Below are 23,175 nucleotides of genomic sequence, written 5' to 3' on the forward strand. Positions count from 1 at the left end.
TCCTATACTTTCATTATATCTTAAACAGCTTGGAGCGAAAGAGCGGAAAATGTTGAGAAAAAGAGGTGCGTTATGCTGAAAAAAAGGGGAACCTGGGGCGACAAGGGTAGTAAACTGGAATTCGGTTTATTCACACTGCCCGTAATCTTGTGCATTACGATTGCATTTTATATTCCGTTTTTGATGACGATACGCTATTCCCTGACCAAGTGGAACGGCATATCCAAACATCCGAAATTTGTAGGTTTGGATAACTTCAAGCAAATCCTGCTTGGGGACGCCAATTTTGCACATGCAGCCTGGTTTACCGTCAAGTATGCCATCCTGTACATTGTATTGGTGAATGTGCTGGCCATTTTGCTGGCGCTCGTTCTCGATATGAAGCTGAAAAGCTCGGCTTGGCTGCGGGCGGCCTTCTTTATCCCGTATATCCTCAGTCTCGTGATTGTCGGCTTTATATGGAAATTCATCTTCATGCAAGGCTTTGAGTCACTGGGACACAGTACAGGCTGGGGTATCTTCCAGCTGAGCTGGCTGGGTGAGGAAGGGCTCGCGTTTGTTTCCATTTTGGCAGTATCGATCTGGCAATCCATTGGCTTTTACATGGTCATTTACATTGCAGGCTTACAATCTGTGCCAGAGGATCTAAAAGAAGCTGCCATTGTTGATGGCGCGGGGCCGATTCGGAGATTTTTCAGTATTATTCTACCGATGCTCGCACCTTCCATTACGATCTCAGTCTTCATGGCACTGACCAACTCGATCAAAGTGTTTGACGTCATTTTATCTCTGACCGGCGGTGGACCGGGAGGTACGACATACAGCATTGCGTATGATATTTACCGGGACACGTTCCAGAACAATCTGTATGGCTACGGAACAGCCAAAGCATTGATTTTATTCGTTGCAGTCCTGATCATTACGATTATTCAATTGTCTATTTTCAAACGCAGGGAGGTTGAAGCCTGATGCAACGCAGCCGTACGGGACGTATTTTGCTAGAAGCGGGCATGATTGTATTATCACTGTTATTTTTGTACCCGCTGTTTCTCGCCATTAACAATTCGTTCAAAAGCTTCGCTGAGGTCATGACCGACGTCATTGCGCTGCCCAAGCAGCTTTCGCTGGATAACTACGTATACGTATGGAAATTCATTGACTATCCACGCTTATTTCTGAATAACACCATTATTACCGTCGTCGGCCTGGCAGGTATCGTGCTGATATCTTCCATCGCGGCCTACAAGCTGGCAAGAACCAAAAGCAAATGGAGCTCCGTGATTTACATGCTGTGCATTATGCCGATGCTGATCCCGTTTCAGTCCATCATGCTCACTGTCTTGCGACTGGCGAAAGACTTAAATCTGGCAGACAGCACTTGGGGACTTGGCTTGCTGTATTGGGGCTTCGGCGCACCGCTGGCAGTGTTTATCTATCACGGCTTCGTGAAAGGTATTCCGGCTGAGATTGACGAAAGCGCCAAAATCGATGGAGCCTCGGGCTTCCGGCTTTTCTTTTCCGTGATTTTCCCCTTGCTGAAATCAGTCACCGCCACCATTGTCATTATCGACGTGATGTGGATTTGGAACGATTTTCTGCTTCCGCTTCTCATGGTCAACGGCTCACCCAGCACCAAAACGCTGACGCTGGCCGCCTACACCTTCGTTGGACAGTATACGTCAGACTGGCAATATGCCATGACCGCGATGGTAATGGCTGTGCTGCCTTCCATTATCGTATTTATTTTTCTGCAAAAATACATTGTCAAAGGCGTCGTCGCCGGAGCCGTCAAAGGCTGAGTCAAGTATTCGAAGCCAGATACAAAAAAGAGGACTTGCGTGTTGTTCGCGCAAGTCCTCTTGTCTTCGTGATATCCATCATGACTTCTGTACAGTATTCATTAAGCCTTAAACTGGCCTAGCGCTTTCAGCATCTCTTCCATAGCAAGCTGTAGGTCAGCAGAGCAGGTATTTAGACGGTTAATCTCTTCCATCTGGTCAGAGGCTGCAACCGATACTTCCTGTGAGCCGCCGCTCGTCCTGCGGGCGATGACAATAATTTCAGTAGCAGAAGCGGTAACTTCCTGCACACCTGCTGACATTTGTTCTGCGGTTGCTGCCATGCTTTCGATCCGTTCCGCAATGTGAGTGCTTCTTTCTACGATATGTTCGAAGCTGTCATGTGTCTCGTTCATCATCCGCAGCCCGCTGTCCACATGCGTTACCACATGTCCAATCGCTTCTGCCGAGCGCTGTACATCTCCATCAATGTTTTGGATAAGCTGCGCCACTTGGCGGGAGGCTATTCCCGATTGATCTGCTAGCTTCCGCACCTCGGATGCTACAACCTCGAATCCTCGTCCCTGCTCACCTGCGCGAGCAGCTTCAATAGAGGCATTCAGCGCCAGCAGTCCCGTCTGTTCAGATATTTCCTGAATAACCTGCATGATTCCGGTAATTTCACCTGATTGACGGTGAAGCGCTTGAATCAGAGCCTCCGTATGCTGGATGGACGAATGCAGCTCCCCCATCTGTTCCACCGTGAGGCGCGCCGTTTCCGCTCCTGCCTCCGCCTGCTGCTTGGAGTAGATAGCAGCTTCCGCAATCTCAGAAGCATTTTCCGCGACATTCTGAATGCCCTGAGCCATCTCTTCCATCGCCGTCTGATTTTCCAACACGCTTCGGGTCTGCGCTCCGGCTCCGTCTGCAACCTGCCGTATGGTGTCTGCAATCCTATTGGCCTGCCTGGTCGATGCTTCAGCAATGACAGCAAGCCGCCCCGTTGAATCGGCTACCGCTCCACAAGCATGCATGCCCTCGGAAATCAAAATGCTCAAATTTTCTCGCATTTCATTATAGTTGACACTCAGCCGCCCAAGCTCATCTCCACTCCGGTCAAGCAGGACAGAAGTAAAATCTCCCTGACCTGCCTTGGCGAGCGCTTGGCCTACACGGCCCAGCCTGCGGTTTACCCTGCTCATGTACCAGAGAATCACGGCTAGCGACACCGCAATAGCAATTACAATTACAATCATAAACTGGCGGATAAACCCGCTAATGATCCCGTCAATGATCGATTGCGATGCACCTACATACAGAATGCCAATCACAGCACCGTCCGCACTGCGGATGGGTGTGTACGCAGCTTGATACGTTTTGCCAACTACTACCGCTTGACCATAATAGGGCTGACCCTGCTTTAAGACAACGGTAGCCACCTTCTCCGATACTTTCGTGCCTACAGCTCGTTTGCCCTCCAGCATGACATTCGTCGCTACCCGTTGCTCCCCTTGAAAGAAAGTCACTGTATCGCCTGTTGCCTCGCCAATTTCATCGACGATTTCCTCATTATTGTTAATCCGTTGGCTCCCCTTATATAATTGCCCGTCCTTGATCTGCCATGCCCCGCTATACTTGTAGTCCACTAGGCGGGTTGCCATATTCAAGTCATTTTTAGCCTTTTCGGTAGCAAAAGCCTCAATACCCTCCTGCATTCGGCTAGTAGCCACATAAGCGATCACGACAGACAACACTATCAAAATGCCGATCACCATACCACTAATTTTTGTGCCTATTCCTATTGTCCGCATGTATTGGATACGTCCTCTCTAATCTGACGCCATGCCGTCACAACTCTATACAACTTAAGCCGAATCTGTTCCATCATGGATACTTATTTTATCGTACAAATTACCTAAAATTTTAATTATTTATCGATTTGAAAATTAATACAGTTCTTATCAGGTGACCTTACCTTCCTTGACAATTCCTCTTAATAATGATTTACTAATTTTACTATTCGTAATTATTACGATTAAAGAAAGACAAAGAAAGCACGTCTGCTTTCCTATCTCGCATGATACCACTACAGCACATTCGACATTTCATGATACTTTCGAAGGGAAGAGTGATTACGTTGGCAAACGCTATGGAATTGGAAAAGAAAATACCGGTCACGGTACTAAGCGGGTACCTCGGCTCCGGCAAAACCACACTGCTGAACCATGTGCTGAATAACCGGGAAGGCTTGCGGGTAGCCGTCATTGTCAATGATATGAGTGAGGTAAACATTGATGCTGATCTCGTTCGTGACGGTGGAGGATTATCTCGTGTGGATGAGAAGCTGGTGGAAATGTCCAACGGTTGCATCTGCTGTACCCTGCGGGAAGATTTATTAAAAGAGGTAGAACGACTGGCACTCGACAAAAGGTTTGACTATATTCTTATCGAGTCCACGGGTATAGGTGAGCCCATTCCGGTAGCACAGACCTTCAGTTATGTAGATGAGGAAAATGGAATTGATTTGACCAAGCTGACCCGACTGGATACTATGGTCACCGTCGTGAATGCACCGGAATTTTGGAAAGACTTCTACTCTAGGGACTCCCTCAGGGATCGCGGACAGGAAGTGGCAGAAGAGGATGCACGCGGCATCGTTGATCTGCTCATAGAACAGGTGGAATTTTGTGATGTGCTGATCATTAATAAATGCGATCTGGTATCCCCAGAAGAGCTGGAACGACTGGAAAAAGCGTTACGCGGCATTCAACCAAACGCCAAAATCATCCGTTCCGAGTACGGTAAGGTGGACCCAAAAGAGATTTTGAACACGCATCGCTTCAATTTTGAAACAGCTAGTCAGGCGGCAGGCTGGATACAGGAAATGAACAAAGAAGAGCACGTACCGGAGACAGAAGAATATGGCATTGCTTCGTTTGTGTACAAGCGCAAAATCCCATTTCATCCTGAACGTTTGTTGAAATGGCTGGCTCAATGGCCTGCTGAGGTTGTACGTTCCAAGGGATTGGTGTGGCTCGCCACGCAGAACCGCACTGCTTTTACATTCAGTCAGGCGGGTAGCTCCAAACAATTCGCACGCGCAGGACTGTGGGTATCTGCCTTGACTGAAGAAGAACGCCAATACTATCTTGGCGAAGATTTCGAAAAGACACCTGACTGGGACGAAAAGTATGGTGACCGGGTGACCAAACTCGTATTTATTGGTATCGATATGAACCGGGAAGAAATCGAGCGCACCCTGGATGAGACACTGCTGACCCCTGAAGAAATGGAGCAGGATTGGCGCAAGCTGCCTGACCCGTTTACGAAAAAAATATAATGAGGTTATAAAATAAAAGCGCCTTAAGTGAGGAATCCCCCCCCTCTTAGGCGCTCTTATATTATTTATGCTTAACCCATTGCGAGCTATCCACCGGCCAAAAAATCACATCCGCACGGCCAACGATATCTTTAATAGAAACAAAACCAATAGCACGACTATCCCTACTATTATTGCGGTGGTCGCCCATCACAAAAATATAACCCTCAGGTACCTTGGAATCGGTTATGGTTCCATTTGGAAAATCGACATTGTTATATAGTTCTCCCTTGGCGTGCGCATCCTGAATAGCTCCCTGAATGTATGACTCCTCTACTTTCTTACCGTTCACATAAAGATGATCTCCTTGATACTGAATCGTATCTCCAGCTACTCCAATAACACGCTTAATAAAGTCTTTTTGTTCCTTTCTCACATGGAATACAACAACCTCACTCGGTTTAGGATCACGAAAATCGTAAATCACCTTGTTCACGACCACTCGTTCATCTGTCTTGAAATTCGGTTCCATGGACGCTCCCTCAACAATAAATGGCGCAAATAATAGCCAACGTATAATGAACACGAGCACAATGGCTACAATAATGGCCTTAAGCCAATCGATCATCTCATTTTTCACTCGTGGCTGCTTTTCCTGCAATTGTTCGACAGTTGAATCCGTCAAATGATTTCCACTCTCCATGCACTAAACCCACCCTTTCTCACAGTTTTCATTCCTATTATATGTATAATGTTTAAGTATAATCAAATTTTCCCAGTCTAGCAAAATTGCATTTTTAGTTGAAACAAAAGTGTGAACTTTTTTTCACAATATCAAAAAAACAGTAAAAAACTGTTGATGCAAACGTTAACATATATTACACTGTGCATATACTTCTTAGAGCGTTTTGGACTAATGGTAGATCAATCTGTCCCCCCAGGAGGTGTCCTGTTTTTAGTGGAAAGACAGCATGAGTCACTTTTATAGATGCTATCTTCTTTTAAAATATGAGCTCAAATAAGGAGGAAATTACATGTTTAAACGAAATGATCGTCCAAAAAACGGATTTAACGCTCTAAGGCTCGGTGTTTCTTTTGTTTTCGCTTCTTCTTGTCTTATTGGAACCGCTTACGCAGATACGTCATCCAACGACATCCCTTCTTCTGCACTCACAGAAGAGGCAGTTAGTACAACCGACGCAACAGCTGTCTCCACAACGTTAGCGGCAGGAGATTTGTATGTGTCGCCAAATGGTAACGTGTCCAATCCGGGTACAATATCCAGTCCTACCACGCTCGAAGCAGCACTTACACAAATTGCTCCTGGTAAAACTATTTATCTGCGCGGTGGTAACTACACTTACTCCTCAACGATTACAATTCAGCGTGAAAACAGCGGCAATAACGGCTCACTCAAAGGGTTGGTCGCTTACGGTAGTGAAAAGCCGGTACTTGATTTCTCTGCTCAAGCCTTTGGTTCAGCCAATCGTGGACTTCAGCTTAACGGAGACTTTTGGCTAGTAAAGGGCCTTGAAGTAAAGGGTGCCGGAGATAATGGTATCTATATCGGCGGCAGCAATAACCGAATCGAAAACGTGGAAACCCACCACAACCGGGATACTGGACTCCAGCTTGGACGTTACTCGCCTAACGCTTCCACTAGTGAGTGGCCTTCGAACAATTTGATTTTGAATTCTTACTCTCACGATAACGCTGATCCCGATAATGGTGAGGATGCCGATGGCTTCGCGGCTAAATTAACTGTAGGATCAGGCAATGTGTTTGATAACTGCTTGGCTGCGTACAACGTAGACGATGGCTGGGATTTGTATAGCAAAACCGAAACGGGTCCCATCGGCGAAGTAACCATTTTGAACAGTGTGGCCCACCACAACGGGCAGACCTCAGATGGAACGTCTACCGCGAACAGCGACGGCAACGGATTTAAGCTGGGTGGAGACAAAATCAAAGTCAACCATATTGTGAAAAACAGCATTGCTTTCCAGAACAAAAAACACGGCTTCACCTACAATAGCAACCCCGGCAGCATTACGTTGACCAATAATACTTCGTGGGACAATGGACAAAGTAATTTTGCTTTTGACAAGGGTGATCACGTGTTCATAAACAATCTTTCCTTTGAGGGAAGCGCTAGTGACAAAACAAGCGGTACAGATCAAGACAACTCTAGCGTTTGGTGGAAAAACAAAAAATCGACAAATGCCAAAGGTCTGGTAGTCAGTGCAGACGACTTTGTTAGTCTCACGCCTTCTATCACTCGAAGTGCAGACGGTTCCATCCAGCTAGGTGATTTCCTTAAGCTGGCCAAAGGAAGCGATCTGATCGGCTCGGGTACTCCGAGCGGAAAAAATATAGGGGCACGTTAAAAGCCCCGCCTAATCAGGACGCCCTGGCCCATCTACCAACTTAGACAATTCTGCATAATATAGCGACCGGTGATTGTCCTCATAACCAGACAAAATATGAGGTGAACAGATCATGGAACGAAGAATCACACTGAAACATACACTCGCCTATGGAAGCGGTAACATGCTGGGAAGTGGCGCACTTGCTATTAGCGGTGCGTGGTTAATGTACTTTTATACAACCTTTTGCGGACTGTCTCCCGTTCAGGCCGCGGCCATTTTCTCTGTTGCCAGCATCATAGATGCGATCAGCAATCCGGTCATGGGCTTTATCAGCGATAACTTTCACCGGACCCGCTTGGGCCGTAAATTCGGCAGACGTCGCTTTTTCATCATGATGGGTATCCCGCTGATGCTCGTGTATCCGATGCTTTGGGTAGATGGGTTGGGCTTCTGGTATTACCTGAGTACGTATGTGCTGTTTGAACTGGTGTATACCTCTGTCATGGTGCCGTATGAAGCACTAGCGTCGGAGATGACCCGGGACTTCGGCGCACGCTCCAGATTGACTGGATGGAAGGCCATGTTTGGCAAAATTGCCAATTTCGCTGCCGCTTTTATCCCTGGTCGCTTTATTGCCGAGTATGGCAAAGACTCTCCATTGCCTTTCTTTTATACCGGTCTCGTTTTTGCAGCTATTCTGCTGATTGCGATGGCATTCTTATACAAAAACTCCTGGGAACGTCCAAGTGAGGAACTGCAAAAGGAACTGGAAGGTGAAGCTCCGCTTTCCTTTATAGATTCGATGAAAAAGTTGTTTGTCGACATTTCCTCTACCTTCCGAGTCAAGACGTTCCGTCATCATCTCGGGATGTACCTGGGCGGCTTTTCAGCTGAGTGGCTGTTTACTTCTGCTTTTACGTACTTTATTGTCTTCTCCTTGTTCCAAAGCTCGGAGATGGTATCCAATTTGAACAGCTTTAACTCTGTCATTCAATTGATTTCTACCTATTTCTTCATCCAATTCTGCGTGCGTAAAGGGTTCCGTATGCCTTTTATCGCCGCACTCGTTGTCGTTTGCTTTAGCGTAGCTGGTTATGGCCTGCTCTATATAACGGGAGCCTCGAATACGATGGTATGGCTATATGTCATCACCCTGTTCATGGGGCTTGGTACTGGGGGCGTCTACTACATCCCTTGGAATCAATACACGTTCCTTGCCGATGTGGATGAAGCGTTGACCGGCCGTCGCCGGGAAGGTATTTATGCAGGTATGATGACTTTTGCCGGAAAAATGGTGCGGGCCGTTGTCGTCTTCATTCTTGGCTGGGTATTACAGCATTTTGGCTTTGTATCCGGGGCTGATAGTCAGCCAGTCGCTGCTCAGCACGCCATCTTTTATGTACTCGTGGTCGGTACCATCGTTCTCGCGATCATCGGTATGATTGCGTCTGTCGTGATGAAGCTGGATATTGACAGCCACAAGAAGCTAATCGCCGAAATTGACCGCCTCAAAAACGGTGGCTCCATGAAATCAGCCAAACCGGAAGCACGAAAGGTATTCGAGGAACTGACAGGTTTCCATTACGATCGGTGCTGGGGCAACAATAACGTGGGCTTCAAGAACAAACCTGTTGACCCTAAAACACACACTCCGTCTATGTAATAACAATAACAAATACAGATTAAACATTTACTAAAGAGGTGACTGTATCATGGCAAATCCAACATCACAACCAACAACCAGTCCTACAAAAACAGATTCTTGGGCAGTACGTATGAGCGATTCCGTTCTACAACGGAGTCCAGAATTTTACGAAAAATGGGAATATGACCACGGCGTCATTTACAGAGGTCTGGAATGGGTTGGCGAACTGACAGGCGATCCCAAGTATATGGAATATATAAAGAAACATATGGATCATTTTGTTGACGAAAATGGCGTTATTCAGCGCTATAAAGTAGATGAGTACAATATTGACCATGTGAATAACGGCAAACTGCTCTTCTCTCTGTATCGTGCTACAGGAGATGAACGATATAAGAAGGCTGCCTACCAATTACGCAGTCAGCTGGAAAAACACCCGCGCACAAGCGAAGGCGCATTCTGGCATAAGCAAATTTATCCGTATCAAATTTGGCTCGACGGCTTGTACATGGGTGCCCCGTTCTACGCTGAATTTATCCGTGAATTCGGAGATCCGTCAGAGTTTGACGATGTGACCCTGCAATTCAAGCTCTGCTATGAACATACACGTGATCCTAAAACAGGCCTGCTCTACCATGCCTGGGATGAGAAAGGTGAGCAGCATTGGTGCAACCCGGAAACAGGCTGCTCCAAAAATTTCTGGGGACGCTCGATGGGTTGGTTCGTTATGGCACTCGTTGACGTGCTGGACTATATTCCAGAGGATCATGCAGACCGTCCCGTCCTGATTGATATGCTGACGGAAACACTGGAAGCCCTGCTGAAAGTGCGTGATAAAGAAAGTGGAGTCTTTTATCAAGTGCTCAACCTGGGCCATGTGAAAGGCAACTATCTGGAAGCCTCTGCTTCCTGCATGATTCTCTATGCTATTGCCAAGGGCGTTCGCAAAGGCTATCTGCCAGAGCAATATCGTCAAGAGGCAGAAATTATCCGTAAGGGAATTATCGATGAATTTATCACGATTACTGAAGAAGGACTCGTGAATCTGAACAAAACGGTGCAAGTAAGCGGTTTGGGTGGTAAAGATCGTCGGGATGGCACCTTCGCTTACTATATCAGCGAGCCGATTATAACCAACGATCCCAAAGGTATCGGGGCTTTCATTCAGGCGATGGGTGAAGCAGAACGCATCTAAACACGCGAAGTATAAACCTTAATTGCAAAAAGGACGGTGGCCATCAGCCCCGTCCTTTTCTTACATATAAACATATCCTACTTCATAACCTTAAACTCATATCCCTGTTTCTTTAGGAATTCTATAATTTGCGGCAACGCTTTTGCGGTTTCTTCTTTACCATAGGTGTCATGCATGAGTATGATGGCTTTTTCACGACCTTTGACTGACCTTATAAACTGGTTGATTAGTGCCGGTGCCTTCTTGGATTTCCCCTCTGCATCCTTCGTTAATACATTCCAATCTACCTGATGATAGTCCTTTTGATGTAAAACTTTATCCAAAGCAGCCATCCCCTGTGGATCTCTGCTATTCCATGTCATGTGGCCCCCCGGAAACCGGATCATTCTTGTGGTGAACTCTGGCCCCAGAATACTTTTTAACACCTTATTGTTCCTCTCAATATCCTGCATAACATGGTCCGTGCTTACCCGCTTGTTAGGATATAAATACTTATAATTATGAGAGTACGTGTGGTTTCCTATCGCATGACCTTCTTTAACAATTCTTTTGATAATGTTCCTGGTATGTTCATTTTCATCGGCTTCTTTTCCTACGATAAAAAAGGTTGCCTTGACCTTCTGTTTTTTCAGAATGTCTAATATTTTAGGTGTTACCGTCACGGATGGACCATCATCAAAGGATAAGTAGGCCACTTTTTTACCATCGGCTCCATCGGGCATCTGCCCTAGCATTTGCTGTTTTAAATATTTTTCGACAAAGGCACCATCTTCTACTTCGGGGTCGCTTTTTGGAGAGACTGCTTTACCATTTGCTCCCCCATTTACTTTACCTTTTGATGAGTCCTTGGATACGGAATCTGTTTTTTTAGCAAGCTCCTGTGTTGGCGCATGCGTTTTGTTATCTGAGACCTTTATCGCAATGAAAGTAATACAGCCTGCCACAAATAATATAATAGCAAGTAAAATTAGTCTTTTTCTGTTCCTCTTCAAGCGGTGTTCTCTTGTCCTACTATGTGAATAGCCCTTTTCCATTAGCTTATGTACCTCCCACTAAAATAAGAAAAACCACCGGATCAGGGTTGATGTACACGCCTTAGAATGGCCATGGGAAAAACCCTTAGGTTTAGCCGATGAAAATTTAGGGATGCACTTCAACCAGAGGACAACCTACTCCTGGTGGCTTTCTTGTCTTGCATTTGCATAATTTATGAGTATCATTGCAGTTTATTACGATTGCTTCGTTAAGGCCTGAGCCAACAAGGACGCATAAGCTTTAGCACCACTAGGTTTTAAATGTACTCCGTCATGCTCGAAATATGAATTTTTACCAGAGCTAGCTGCATACCAGTCAATCATTGTAATTCGCGGGTCCTGCAACGCTGCTTCGGCAAGATGCTTGTTCACAATACTCTCCCACGGCCGAGGCACACGGGTATTCACGAGTATAATATGCTTCGTATCCTTCAGACTGGCCAGCAAATTCGCTAACTGATCCTTGGTGAAAGCGCCGTTCGTGCCCAGCTCAATAATAACTGTCTTACCCAGCTGTCCGTTCTGTCTTAGCTGCTCCAGTACGGCAGGCGCCTCCGCCATCTGACGGCCGATCCGTCCATCTACAACAGCTCCCGGGAAGGAATCCTGAATGTACGACTGTACATCCAACATGACAGAGTCTCCAATGGCGGTCACACTCGACCCATCACCTGTAATAGGCGTAGCTTTTTTGGGTTTGTCCGAAGGTTCCGACGGTTTCGTAACATCGTCCGTAGTACCAGCCTGGACCGCCGTGTTTTTAGGCGTCTGGGCTTGAGACGGGACTGGGATCTGCACCTTGCTGCCCTCGGACCCTTGCAGCTTGATGGCTTTGGGCTCCTTGGAAGCCACGGATACCGTTCCGTGAAGCGGCGGCATCGCTTTTGCCTTTGCGACTGGCTTCTCATCACTTGATGCCGCCTGAATCGTTGCGTCAGGAGACGCCACGTACAGGTGGACGGTACCCACGAGAATACCTGCAAAAAGCACAGCCGCTGTAATTGTAGGCATCCATCTCCACCGCGCCTGTCTACGAACCGCTGAACGGATTTCTGTGATCCAGTGGCGGAATCCTCCACGGCGAATCGGCTCCTCGATATATTTAAATGAGAGAGACGCCAGCAATACGGTAGCTAGCAATTGTAAAATGATACGCATCACATGCACGCCATCGGTATCTACTTGAGGCGTCGTTAGCGTAATAACCGGAACATGCCACAGATACAGTCCATAGGAACGGGCTCCAATCCAGCGTAGCGGCTTGATTCCAAGGAGACGACCAAGGTGGCTTACCGGATGTGCCAACGCTGCGACCACAATAGCAGTGACCAAAGCTATGCCCAGCAGGCCGCCCCGGTACAGAGATGGGTCATATTCATTCGAGGCCCACGCCCAGTGACAAAGCAGCAGCAAGCTTATTGCACCGATGCTGTCCAGAAGCATACGCGCCTTAGGAGAAGCTTGCTCTTTCAGTTTGCCGCTTGGCCATACCAAGGCCAGCGCCGCACCGATCAGCAGAGCAAATCCGCGCGTATCCGTGCCATAATACACCCGGCTCGGGTCGCTTCCTGGTACGTAAATCACTGCCATCAGGAGTGCAGATATTAACGCCAGACAAGTCACCCAGCCTGCGAGCACAATACGCTTGGGCATGAATTTTAGCCCAAGCGCCAGTAGTAAAGGCCACAAGATATAAAACTGCTCCTCCACCGCCAGCGACCACAGATGCCCAAGCGGAGAAGGTGGGCCGAAACTTTCAAAATACGAAACCTGATGGAAGATAAACCACCAATTGCTCATATACACCAATGCGGCAGGTACATCTCCGCGCAAGGCCGTTAGCCGCGACGGATCGAAAAGCAACGAGCACAGGACAATGACAGCCACAACCGTCAACATGGCAGGCAGCAACCTTCTGGCACGACGCAACCAGAAATCTTTCATTTTAAAACTATGATATGTATCCCACTGACTCACCAAAATATCTGTAATCAGATACCCCGACAAAGTAAAAAACACGCCTACACCCAACAAACCACCCGGCAACCAATCCGGATTCAGATGATACACAATGACTGCGATGACCGCCAGCGCTCTTAATCCATCCAAACCTGGCATATAACGACGTTGTGACGGCAATTGTTTAGACTTCATTTCAGCCGCCGTCCTTCTTGCAAATTCAAGCTCCCTGTCTGTTTCAATGCTCTTCTGCCCTTTCCCTCTCCTGCACATCGTCTGTGCGATGCCCTGTAGCCTTTTCATTCATTATATAAAACTTCATAATCGTAATGATTTCAATGAAGTTAAAATTAATGACAATGTTTTTATTATATCATTCCTTTCCACAGTTAGGTAACCACTGATAGATATACAAAAAAAGGCATCTCTTCCCTTAGGAAGAAAATGCCTTTTTATTAGTATTCTATGCTCTTAAAATTTGATGATACCTGAGGTATGAAGGAAGACCAACAACATCAGGATCGGTGCAACATACCGGAGACCGAATAACCACACGTTGAACCAGAAGGGTTTGATGTTCGCATGCTCAGCCGCAGTCTTCCAGTAATAACCTGTGAATATAACAATCAACAAACCGCCTAACGGTAAGAAGATGTTGGAAGCGGTGAAGTCTACGAAATCAAAGAATGATTTATCCCCCACTTTTAATTCCGGCACCAGGCCCATGGACAATGCAGAAGGGACGCCCAGCATCAAGCACAGGACCGATACGACGATAACAGAGCGAACCCGGCTCCAACGCATACGCTCCATGACATAGGCTACTGGAACTTCCAGCAAGGATACCATAGAACCTAATGCAGCAACCGCCAGCAGTACAAAGAACAAACCGCCGAAGAATGCACCAAAAGGCATTGCCGAGAAAGCAGCCGGTAAAGCAATGAAAACCAGAGATGGTCCTTGAGCTGGGTTAATTCCGAAGGAGAAGGTTGTAGGGAAAATAATCATACCTGCGATAAACGCATAGATTAAATCTCCGCCACCAACTGCCAGCATGGCTCCACCCAGCGATTGACGGCGATCCACGTACGCACCGTACGTGATCATAATTCCCATCCCCAGTGAGAGTGAGAAGAAGGCATGTCCCAAAGCAACCAATGCAGACTCTATGCTTAGCTTAGAGAAGTCGGGATTCAGAAAGAAGGATACGCCCGCACCAGAGCCTGGCAGCATAAGAGCGTTAATCATCAACACGAGCAACAGGATGACCTTGGCAGGAATCAAAATTTTATTGAACTTTTCAATCCCGTTTGATACCCCAAGAGTAACCACGACTGCTGTAAATGCAAAAACAACTAACAGCCAAACCAACGGCGCATACCCGGAGGAAAAAGAAGCGAACTGTCCAGCAAAATCATTATTTGAAAACAGATTTCCGCTAAATGCCTCTACGGCATAATGCAGTGTCCAGCCTCCTACAATGGCATAGAACGATAAGATAACAAAAGGCACGATAACAAACATAATGCTCATCTTGCCCCAAATCGGGTGACCGCCTACTTTTACCATTGCAGAAGCAGCACTTCCTCGACCTGCACGACCAAGCGCAAGCTCTGCTAAAAGTACAGGCAAACCAACAAGCAACAGGCAGACAATAAACAATAAGAAAAATGCAGCTCCGCCATATTGTCCTGTAATATACGGAAATTTCCATATGTTACCTAGTCCTGCCGCACTCCCGATCGCCGCCAATATGAATCCAGCAGACGAGAAGCGTTCATTTTTATCAGACAGGCTATTCTGCCCCTTGCTCAAATTCATTATATCCCCCTCATTCTCTCTACTTACGCATAAACATGAGCATGCGCACATAAATAATTTTTACTCATTATAGCGTAAGTAGGATGTAAGGTCATGCATAATTTTTCACTATTACCGGATTTATTTTCATAATGTTCCGTATCTACAAAATACAACAGAAAACTACATATTTTCTTCAACATCCTTCTTTATTATGGTCTCTCCCATGCGATTAGATACTTTTTGATAAATATACGAAATCGCCAACAGTACAACACCAAAAGAGAAGTAGGCTACAATCGTGCTCCCCGTCGTTAACAGGTGCAGATCATACAACAACAGCTTACCTGTCGACAGCAAGGTCAAGCCCAATCCAAATCTGCGAATGTAGACCACTCGCTTGAGGAAGCCGTATACAATATACAAAATGGCCAGCAGCAAATACACCAGACTGAACACAAGACCAGCATCCCCCAGGCGGAACTGAACTCCGAGAAAGGCGGTTATGATACCCAGCAAATATACACCCATAATGACCGGATACAACTCATTGCTTCTATAATGTCGGGTCATCAGTGCGTTCAGAAAATCCCTGCTGCTGAAGAATACCAGCACATTAAAGGCTGCGAGTACCACTAACGCCACATAATCAGCAGCCGTATTTTGTGCATAATTTTCATGCAAGGTTGGAACCGTTACGGTGATCACCAGTGCCAGCGCGTAGCCTATGACGTACAACGCCAAGCTGTAGTATTTAATCACCCGATCATACAGCAACCTCACCTTAGGCAGGAAATAAGCCAACACCAGCGATACGCAGGTGTACAACAACACTTTGTACAAGGTGTAATGAGCAAACTCGTCGGATAAGACGATGTTATACCAATGCCCGGCTTCATACAAAAGGTAGAAATACACGTTCACCAAAGCTACATATTTAAATCCTTGCATGATATGCATTTCGTACAAACGATTGTTTTTGAAAGCATTCGGACGGCTAAATTGAATCGCATAGAAGATGGTAACGATCAACATTCCCAGTGTAATGAGCGTATATTTGAGTCCAAAATAGTCTGTCTCAAATCCTGACAACAGATATATAGGGAAATCGACGAAAAAGAATGCGCCCAGACACAGTAATAAAATGCCCCAGCCAGCTCGTTCCAATTCCTTCAACCGGTAACGGTGCCCATATAATGTAAGAAGAACCGCTTCGATCAACCAGCCCATGGATAACCATCTAACTCCAAACTGGAACGGCACCATAAGGATGGCAAAGGTCAACGAAGTCGCATAAAATAATATTTTGGTTTGTTTCTCCTCTGGAATATATCGACGGACCCATTGTCCCAGACCCCCGTACACCAAGCAAAAGACGAGAGCCAGCAAGCCTTTATAATCATCCAGGCCTGCATCGCCGAACAGAGAATACAGAACGGAACAGCTCACGACTGTATTCAGAGCCAAAAGGGAGAAATCCAGCCATGACAGTTTTGATTTTAAACGGAACGGCACCCACAGCGTCATCCCGAGGTACATCGCAAATGTAATGACTGCATACAGCATGCTCGCTACGGCACTTTCCGATAACCACGCCAGCACAATCATCAAGGGCGTATTAAGTAAAAAGCTGATATATTGCACGACGACCCACCGTTTGCGGAAGGATACAAGCAGAATCAGCAAGTTTAACAGGAACAAATAGCCCATGGCGATATACACGGCGTTCCCTTCCAGTCCGTTCGCTGCCATATAGGAAAAGAGCGGGAGATATCCCCCTACTAAACCAAAAGAGCATATCGTTCGGGATTCATACCTTAATGACAGGAGCACAGCGGTCACCGTAACGAGTACGGATAAGCCTATGCCTGTATACATTCCTATGATTTCTAACAAAAAGTAGCTGTAAAAAATCGATCCGTACAACACAGAAATACCGCCGCCCAAAATACCGAGCGCAAAGGTCTGCTTCTGCTTACGGTACAGCCACTCCCCGCCGCCCAGCATCAACGCTCCTAGCAGAAAGAAGGCCACGCCCTTCATATTTCCTGTAAACCAGTTCGAGTATGAGTATTTAAAAGCGGCTCCCACACCCAATATAATGAGCAAAATCCCCAGCTTGTTGATCCAGTTCAAGCCTAGCTTCATTTCAAACTGATTTTGCTTCATGCGCTTCTGCATCGTTTCCTCGCTGATCTCTTCTTCTCCGAACTGCTGGAACTCGCTTGCCGTCTGCTGAAGCAATTGGCGCTCGGCCTCCTGAAACCGCTCGCGTTGTTCCATGATCCGGTCACGAATCTCCTCTGAGAACAGTCGTAATCTGGCGACGATCTCGTCCTGATCTTCTTTAAGCTCATGCGTAGTCTGCTGAATAAGCTGGTCCACCCGGTTTTTAGCCCCATATTCAAAGGATGTCAGCCGATTTTTCCCTTCTGCGGTTCTGGAAGCAAAATAGGTCTCCAGCTTTTCACGCGAAATGCGGATCATATTCGCCTTTTCACTCAGCATTTGCTCCGTCAGCGCAGTGCGCAGCTTTCCATTTTCCTGCTCAATATGTCGTACTCGCTCTTCCAAGTGAATGCAGCGAGCCTGATAATCCTCGAACTTTTTTCGCAGAACCTCATTCTCCAGAATGATATCTGAGGCTTCATAGTCCGCGATTAATGTTTGATACTCCTTGAGCAGCTTGTTCTGTTCTTGGCGGATCGTATGTAAACGATCTTTAAAATCCTCCATGTTCTCCTCCATCGCTGTCCATTTTGGTAATCATTACATTTTACATGAAATTAAAAAGGCATTATAGAGACTATAGCCCATTTTGGACGTTAAATTGGGGCTTTTACTTATATATTCTTCCAGTTTCATGTTCGCAGATGAAGTAGAATGGATATACATATGAAATAAAGCCTACCTTTCCCCTTCGCAAACATGAAATCCAAATTGAAAGGAGATATACATGTATTCAATAAGTGGCACTATAGCTTTGATAGCAAGCATGTCCATGTTTTGGCTTTTATACGATTTGAGAGTCAGCCATTCTGTAGGCTATAATGATGCCTTTTACTTATTTCCACTTATTTTAATTACGCTGTGTATTTATTTTTATTGGAAAGATCACGATGAAAAAAGGAATTAATTCAATGTGCAGACTCATGCCCTTGATTACCCTGCCAAAAATCCGTATACTTACAAAAAAGCAAACGATATTATGCCTATGAAGAGCATCCAACTCGGAGGCGTTTACGCCAAGGACCATACGTTAGCGTAGGATATGGCGATATGTACCTAAGTAAACCGGACCCGCCCGTTACAGCGGAGCAAAGTGGATTGGAGAGTTATGACATCTGTCATGCTGTCTGGTCAATTTGGGTGGCACCGCGAGACCAAAGCGCTCCTCGTCCCATGTGGATGAGGGCGCTTTTTGTATTTTTATCCGAAAAGGAGTGCGGTGTCATGTTGGATATCAAATGGATCAGAGAGCATCAAGAACAAGTTCAGACAGCAGCAGACGGCAAAGGAATACAGGTATCGGTCGCAGAGCTGTTGACCCTGGATGATCGGAGAAAACAGCTACTTCAGGAAGTGGAACAGCTTCGGCAGAAGCGTAATCAATGTAGTCAGGATATTGGCGCGCTAATCCATGCCGGCCAGAGTGAACAGGCAGAAGCGGCAAAGCGGCAGGTCAAAGAAATTAACGGACGACTAGATCTTCTGGAAGCCCCGCAACAGGAAGTAGAGGAACAGTTTCAACAGCTTTTGCTTCTGATGCCTAATATCGTATCGCCAGATACGCCACGGGGGAGATCGGATGAGGATAATGTAGAACTGGAGCAGGTCGGGTCGGTTCCGAACTTCGGATTTGAACCAAAGGATCATATGACGCTCGGTGAGCTTCACAAGCTAATCGATGTCCCTCGGGGTGTCAAAACAGCCGGTACCCGTAACTACTATTTGACGGGAGCAGGGGTTGCATTGCATCGGGCTGTGCAGCAGCTTGCGGTGGATCTGCTGACTGAACGTGGATTCCAGTTGCTGGATGTTCCGCTGATGGTACGTGCAGAGGCCATGCGCAGCACTGGTTTTTTCCCGCTCGGACTGGATCAGACGTACCGCATTACAGGTGAGGATCAGTGGCTTGTAGGCACTTCGGAAGTGCCTCTGGTCTCGTATTACAGCGGTGAGATCGTGGATGTTACGGACCCGATTCGGCTGGCAGCCGTGTCCGTATGCTTCCGCAATGAGGTTGGCTCGGCCGGAAGGGATGTGCACGGACTGTATCGTGTGCACCAGTTTGCCAAGGTTGAGCAGGTCGTCATCTGCGAAGCCAGCCTGGACGCTTCGGAACAGATGTTTCAGGAAATTACGCGCAATGCGGAAGACCTGCTTCAACTGCTGGAGCTGCCCTACCGTAAGATGGCTGTCTGTACAGGCGACATGGCGCAAAAAACCTACAAGCAGGTGGACATTGAGACATGGATGCCCAGCCGCCAGGCTTACGGCGAGACACATTCGTCGTCCCAGCTGCTTGATTTCCAGGCGCGCCGTTCCAACATCCGGTACCGCAATGCGGACGGCAAGCTGAAATATTGTTACACGCTCAATAACACAGCGGTCGCTTCGCCCCGGATTCTGATCCCGTTGCTGGAGCATCACCAGCAAGAGGACGGTTCGATCCGTATTCCGGAGGCTTTACGCCCATATATGCCGCAAGGTATGGAATTTTTGCGTACTCCCTTGTTATGAAAACAGGAGCGCACTTTGAAAAGTAGTACCCAATGAGCAGGATTTCCCATTGTAATCATCGCAAAAAAAGACGAAGGACAACTATCCTTCGTCTTTTTTGATGTTTCATTGTGTCATTGTGCTTCTGCTTCCCATGCGCTAGCAGGACCAAAGAATTCATAGTGGATATCCGAAGCAGGGATATTCCACTCCTTCAACAGGCCGTATACCGATTGCATGAATCCCTCAGGGCCGCAAAAGTAATATTGTGCGTTACGTTCCGGTATCACGGATTGTAACCAGGCCAGATCCAAACGGCCTTCCTTGTGAAAAGCCTGTGCCAGCCGATCCTGCTCCGTTGGTCTGCTGTAACACCAGCGAACTGCAGCCTGTGCATGTGTGGCGACCAGCTTTTCTACCTCATTACGCAGAGCATGGTTATCCCCGTTGACTGCTGCGTGGACAAAGGTGATAGGCCGATGCGGAGCAGATTTCACCAAGGAAGCCAGCATACTGACCATCGGGGTTAGCCCGACCCCGCCACTGATCAGCACGACAGGTCTGCGATCTGCCCGATCCAGCGTAAAATCACCCGCCGGTGCAGATACCTGAAGCACATCGCCCTCTTGCACCTGCTCATGCAGATACACGGATACTTTACCTGCCGGACGGGACTCTACAGCATCCTCTCGCTTTACAGATATCCGGTAGTGGGAGTGGCCCGGGGCATCCGAAAGACTGTATTGACGAATGTGGGTATTATGTTCTCCCGGGATTTCCATCTTTAAGCTGATATATTGTCCGGGCTCGAATTCAGGCAACACCTGTCCATCCTGCGGCACCAGATAAAAGGACGTAATTTGGTCGCTTTCTTTAACCTTTTTCTGCACAACAAAGCTCTTAAAGTCTGACCAGCCTCCCTGCTGCTGTCCAGCCTCCTTGTACATTTCAGCTTCCACGTCTATAAATACATTAGCGATCACACCATAGGCCTCGGCCCATGCGGCAATGATCTCGTCTGTAGCCGCATCTCCCAGTACATCCTTGATCGCAGCGAGCAGATATTTTCCGACGATAGGGTAATGCTCGGGTTTAATTCCCAAACTGCGATGCTTATGTGCAATCTGGCGTACCACCGGAAGAATTTCCTCCAGACGGTCAATGTGCTGTGCAGCCGCGTATACAGCATTGGCCAGCGCTCCCTGTTGACGTCCTTGCTTCTGATTCGCGTGATTGAATATATTGAGAAGCTCGGGATGGGCCTCAAACATCATCTGGTAAAAACGCTTGGTGATTGTAGTTCCGTGTACCTCCAAAACAGGTACAGTCGATTTGATCGTTGCAATGGTTTGCTCACTTAGCATCTTTGTATCCCTCTTCTCTCCAAAATAAGATAACAAAGGGTATTTCAATATATGTCCCATTTGTAACCCTCAATTTAAAGCAAGTATACCCACATAAAGTAACCGTTTATGTGATTCCAGTCACTTTAAATTTAAAATAATGTGAACGTGTCAATGACAAAACGCACAATTACAAACGCTTCCCACATAACTGACGAGCTTTCCCCAAAGTTTCAAATATCTATATACCTATTTTGTATGCAGTGATCAGATTTGTCCTTTCTCGTAACAACAGTTTCACCATGCTAAAGACTTCAATTTATTCCACTTGTAAACGCTTCCAATTAGGGTAAAATCGAAAATGAGGTGCCGGACAAGCCATTCCGACCCATCCTATCCGTGTTAAAGGAGGCAGATGATATCGTGAAGTGGATCAACAGCAGCAAATGGTTAGCCGCATGGATTTGTATCCTATTCGCAGTGGCCAGTGCGGGTCTTCAACCCGATACAGCACACGCCAATACAACAGGCGTTACGCAAGCAACCTACGGGACCGAGGTGAACCAAGCGCTGAATGGTTTGGACGTCGCCAATGCTGAACTATCCCTGAGCGCAACAGCAAGCACAGCCATTACGAACGGAGCGGATTGGAAAGACACCGCAGGTAACCCGATTCAGGCGAACAGCGGTAATATTCTAAAAGTAGGTTCTACTTATTATTGGTACGGCGAGCACGCCGAAAACTGGAAATTTGAAAAAGTGAACGTATATACCTCAACCGATTTGAAAAATTGGTCCTTCCGCAGCAGTATTCTCACCAAAGATTCCGCCCCTGAGCTGAATTCGAGCAAAATCGAGCGTCCCAAAGTTATCTACAACAAAACCACCGGAAAATATGTACTATGGGCGCACTATGAAAATGGCACGGACTACTCACTAGGTCGTGTAGCCGTCGCTACCAGCGATACACCCGACGGAAATTTTGCCTACCAAGGCAGCTTCCGCCCACTGAATTACGAGTCTCGTGATATGACGGTGTTCACGGATACGGACGGTAGCGGCTACCTTATTACAGCTTCCCGTAAAAATGGCGGTGCCAACGATACGATGGCGATCTTCAAGCTGACAGCCGATTATACAGGCGTGCAGTCGTTCGTTGGCTGGATTTTTGAAAATGGCTATCGCGAAGCTCCTGCTGTTGTGAAAAAGAACAATACCTACTATCTGTTCACCTCGCAGGCATCTGGCTGGTATCCGAATCAGGGCGCTTACGCAACCGCCAGTTCCATGACTGGAAGCTGGTCTGCTCTGTCACCCTTCGGTGATCCGGCGGCTTACGGCTCGCAAATCCATTCCATCGCCACGATTACAGGTAGCGCAGGAACCAGCTACATCTATATGGGCGATCGCTGGAATCCGCTCAATCTGAGCGACCACAAATTCATCTGGTTGCCACTAACTCTGAATGACTCCAACAAAACAGCAACCCTGAACTGGTACAGTAGCTGGGATCTGGATGCTGCGACAGGCACAGTAATCCTGCCGTCCCTTGTGAATCAAACACAGGGCAAAACAGCGACTGCTAGCTCAGCCGCATCCGGTTCTCCAGCTTCACTAGCGAACGACGGCAACGCCCAAACCTCGTGGAAGGCTGCCTCTGCATCCTGGCCCGCTTGGTGGCAGGTCGATTTAGGCAGTACCAAGACCATCAGCGAAGTGGATATTTCATGGTTTATGTACAAAGGATCTGAAGCGTATTACAAATATAAAATTGAATACAGCACGGATGGAGCTAACTACTTCACGATTGATCGCACAGGTAATACCACGTATGGTTTTACCAGTGACAAAGTCAATTTTCAAGCTCGCTACGTGCGAATCAACCTTGTAAATGCAGTGCTATTCAATAATCCGAACAACTGGTATACCCCGACGGTGCATGAAGTAAGATTGCTTGGCAATTAACTTTCACACTTGGAATATTGCCTTAATCCTTAAAAAAATATCGCAC

At 47.0% G+C, this 23,175-nt stretch carries 15 protein-coding genes; 8 read left to right on the forward strand and 7 right to left on the reverse strand.

Annotated elements, in window-relative coordinates; all coding sequences use genetic code 11:
* Positions 1–72: 72 nt before the first annotated feature.
* Both MKY24_RS25885 and MKY24_RS25890 read left to right on the forward strand, forming a co-directional pair.
* Entirely contained in the window at positions 73–969 is an 897-nt protein-coding gene (locus MKY24_RS25885; RefSeq protein WP_013312582.1) for a sugar ABC transporter permease, read from the forward strand.
* Positions 969–1,799 carry a carbohydrate ABC transporter permease gene (locus MKY24_RS25890; RefSeq protein ID WP_013312583.1) on the forward strand — a complete coding sequence of 277 codons (831 nt, stop codon included), beginning with the start codon at positions 969–971 and terminating at the stop codon, positions 1,797–1,799. Before MKY24_RS25885 ends, MKY24_RS25890 begins: the two co-directional genes overlap by 1 nt.
* A gap of 101 nt (positions 1,800–1,900) precedes the next feature.
* On the opposite strand, the gene MKY24_RS25895 is transcribed toward MKY24_RS25890, so the two are convergent.
* Positions 1,901–3,589, reverse strand: coding sequence for a methyl-accepting chemotaxis protein (locus MKY24_RS25895; protein WP_028540856.1), 1,689 nt, complete (start codon positions 3,587–3,589; stop codon positions 1,901–1,903).
* 326 nt (positions 3,590–3,915) lie between these two features.
* Between MKY24_RS25895 and MKY24_RS25900 the strand changes: the two genes are divergently transcribed.
* Positions 3,916–5,118, forward strand: a complete 1,203-nt coding sequence (locus tag MKY24_RS25900; RefSeq protein ID WP_279833306.1) for a GTP-binding protein — start codon at positions 3,916–3,918, stop codon at positions 5,116–5,118.
* A gap of 61 nt (positions 5,119–5,179) precedes the next feature.
* On the opposite strand, the gene lepB is transcribed toward MKY24_RS25900, so the two are convergent.
* Positions 5,180–5,800: a signal peptidase I gene (gene lepB, locus MKY24_RS25905; protein WP_068939127.1), complete on the reverse strand. Its 621-nt coding sequence runs from the start codon at positions 5,798–5,800 to the stop codon at positions 5,180–5,182.
* A gap of 331 nt (positions 5,801–6,131) precedes the next feature.
* Here lepB and MKY24_RS25910 point away from each other — a divergent pair, with 331 nt between their 5' ends.
* The 3 genes from MKY24_RS25910 to MKY24_RS25920 all read left to right on the forward strand — a co-directional run bounded on the left by MKY24_RS25910 (position 6,132) and on the right by MKY24_RS25920 (position 10,306).
* Entirely contained in the window at positions 6,132–7,484 is a 1,353-nt protein-coding gene (locus MKY24_RS25910) for a right-handed parallel beta-helix repeat-containing protein (RefSeq protein ID WP_076295202.1), read from the forward strand.
* A gap of 112 nt (positions 7,485–7,596) precedes the next feature.
* Positions 7,597–9,129: an MFS transporter gene (locus MKY24_RS25915; protein ID WP_028540860.1), complete on the forward strand. Its 1,533-nt coding sequence runs from the start codon at positions 7,597–7,599 to the stop codon at positions 9,127–9,129.
* A 49-nt stretch (positions 9,130–9,178) separates the two neighbouring features.
* A complete protein-coding gene (locus tag MKY24_RS25920; protein ID WP_023990952.1) occupies positions 9,179–10,306 on the forward strand; it encodes a glycoside hydrolase family 88 protein in 1,128 nt (375 codons plus the stop codon).
* 77 nt (positions 10,307–10,383) lie between these two features.
* Here MKY24_RS25920 and MKY24_RS25925 read toward each other — a convergent pair whose 3' ends face one another.
* The 4 genes from MKY24_RS25925 to MKY24_RS25940 form a co-directional block, all read right to left on the reverse strand.
* Entirely contained in the window at positions 10,384–11,340 is a 957-nt protein-coding gene (locus tag MKY24_RS25925) for a polysaccharide deacetylase family protein (protein WP_028540861.1), read from the reverse strand.
* 195 nt (positions 11,341–11,535) lie between these two features.
* Positions 11,536–13,494: an acyltransferase family protein gene (locus MKY24_RS25930; protein WP_339201149.1), complete on the reverse strand. Its 1,959-nt coding sequence runs from the start codon at positions 13,492–13,494 to the stop codon at positions 11,536–11,538.
* Between the two features lie 276 nt (positions 13,495–13,770).
* The gene (locus MKY24_RS25935; RefSeq protein WP_013312591.1) at positions 13,771–15,120 is read right to left on the reverse strand and encodes a sodium-dependent transporter; all 1,350 of its coding nucleotides are present in this window, start codon (positions 15,118–15,120) and stop codon (positions 13,771–13,773) included.
* A gap of 162 nt (positions 15,121–15,282) precedes the next feature.
* Positions 15,283–17,835, reverse strand: a complete 2,553-nt coding sequence (locus tag MKY24_RS25940) for a DUF2339 domain-containing protein (RefSeq protein WP_339201150.1) — start codon at positions 17,833–17,835, stop codon at positions 15,283–15,285.
* 717 nt (positions 17,836–18,552) lie between these two features.
* On the opposite strand from MKY24_RS25940, the gene serS reads away from it, so the two are divergent.
* Complete coding sequence (gene serS / locus MKY24_RS25945) at positions 18,553–19,842, forward strand: serine--tRNA ligase (protein ID WP_339201151.1); 1,290 nt, start codon at positions 18,553–18,555, stop codon at positions 19,840–19,842.
* A gap of 113 nt (positions 19,843–19,955) precedes the next feature.
* Here serS and hmpA read toward each other — a convergent pair whose 3' ends face one another.
* Entirely contained in the window at positions 19,956–21,185 is a 1,230-nt protein-coding gene (gene hmpA, locus MKY24_RS25950; RefSeq protein ID WP_339201152.1) for an NO-inducible flavohemoprotein, read from the reverse strand.
* Between the two features lie 402 nt (positions 21,186–21,587).
* Here hmpA and MKY24_RS25955 point away from each other — a divergent pair, with 402 nt between their 5' ends.
* Entirely contained in the window at positions 21,588–23,129 is a 1,542-nt protein-coding gene (locus tag MKY24_RS25955) for a family 43 glycosylhydrolase (protein ID WP_339202411.1), read from the forward strand.
* Positions 23,130–23,175 lie beyond the last annotated feature (46 nt).

Origin of the sequence: Paenibacillus sp. FSL P2-0322 (assembly GCF_037975315.1) — a bacterium.
GTDB classification, from domain to species: Bacteria; Bacillota; Bacilli; order Paenibacillales; family Paenibacillaceae; genus Paenibacillus; species Paenibacillus polymyxa_B.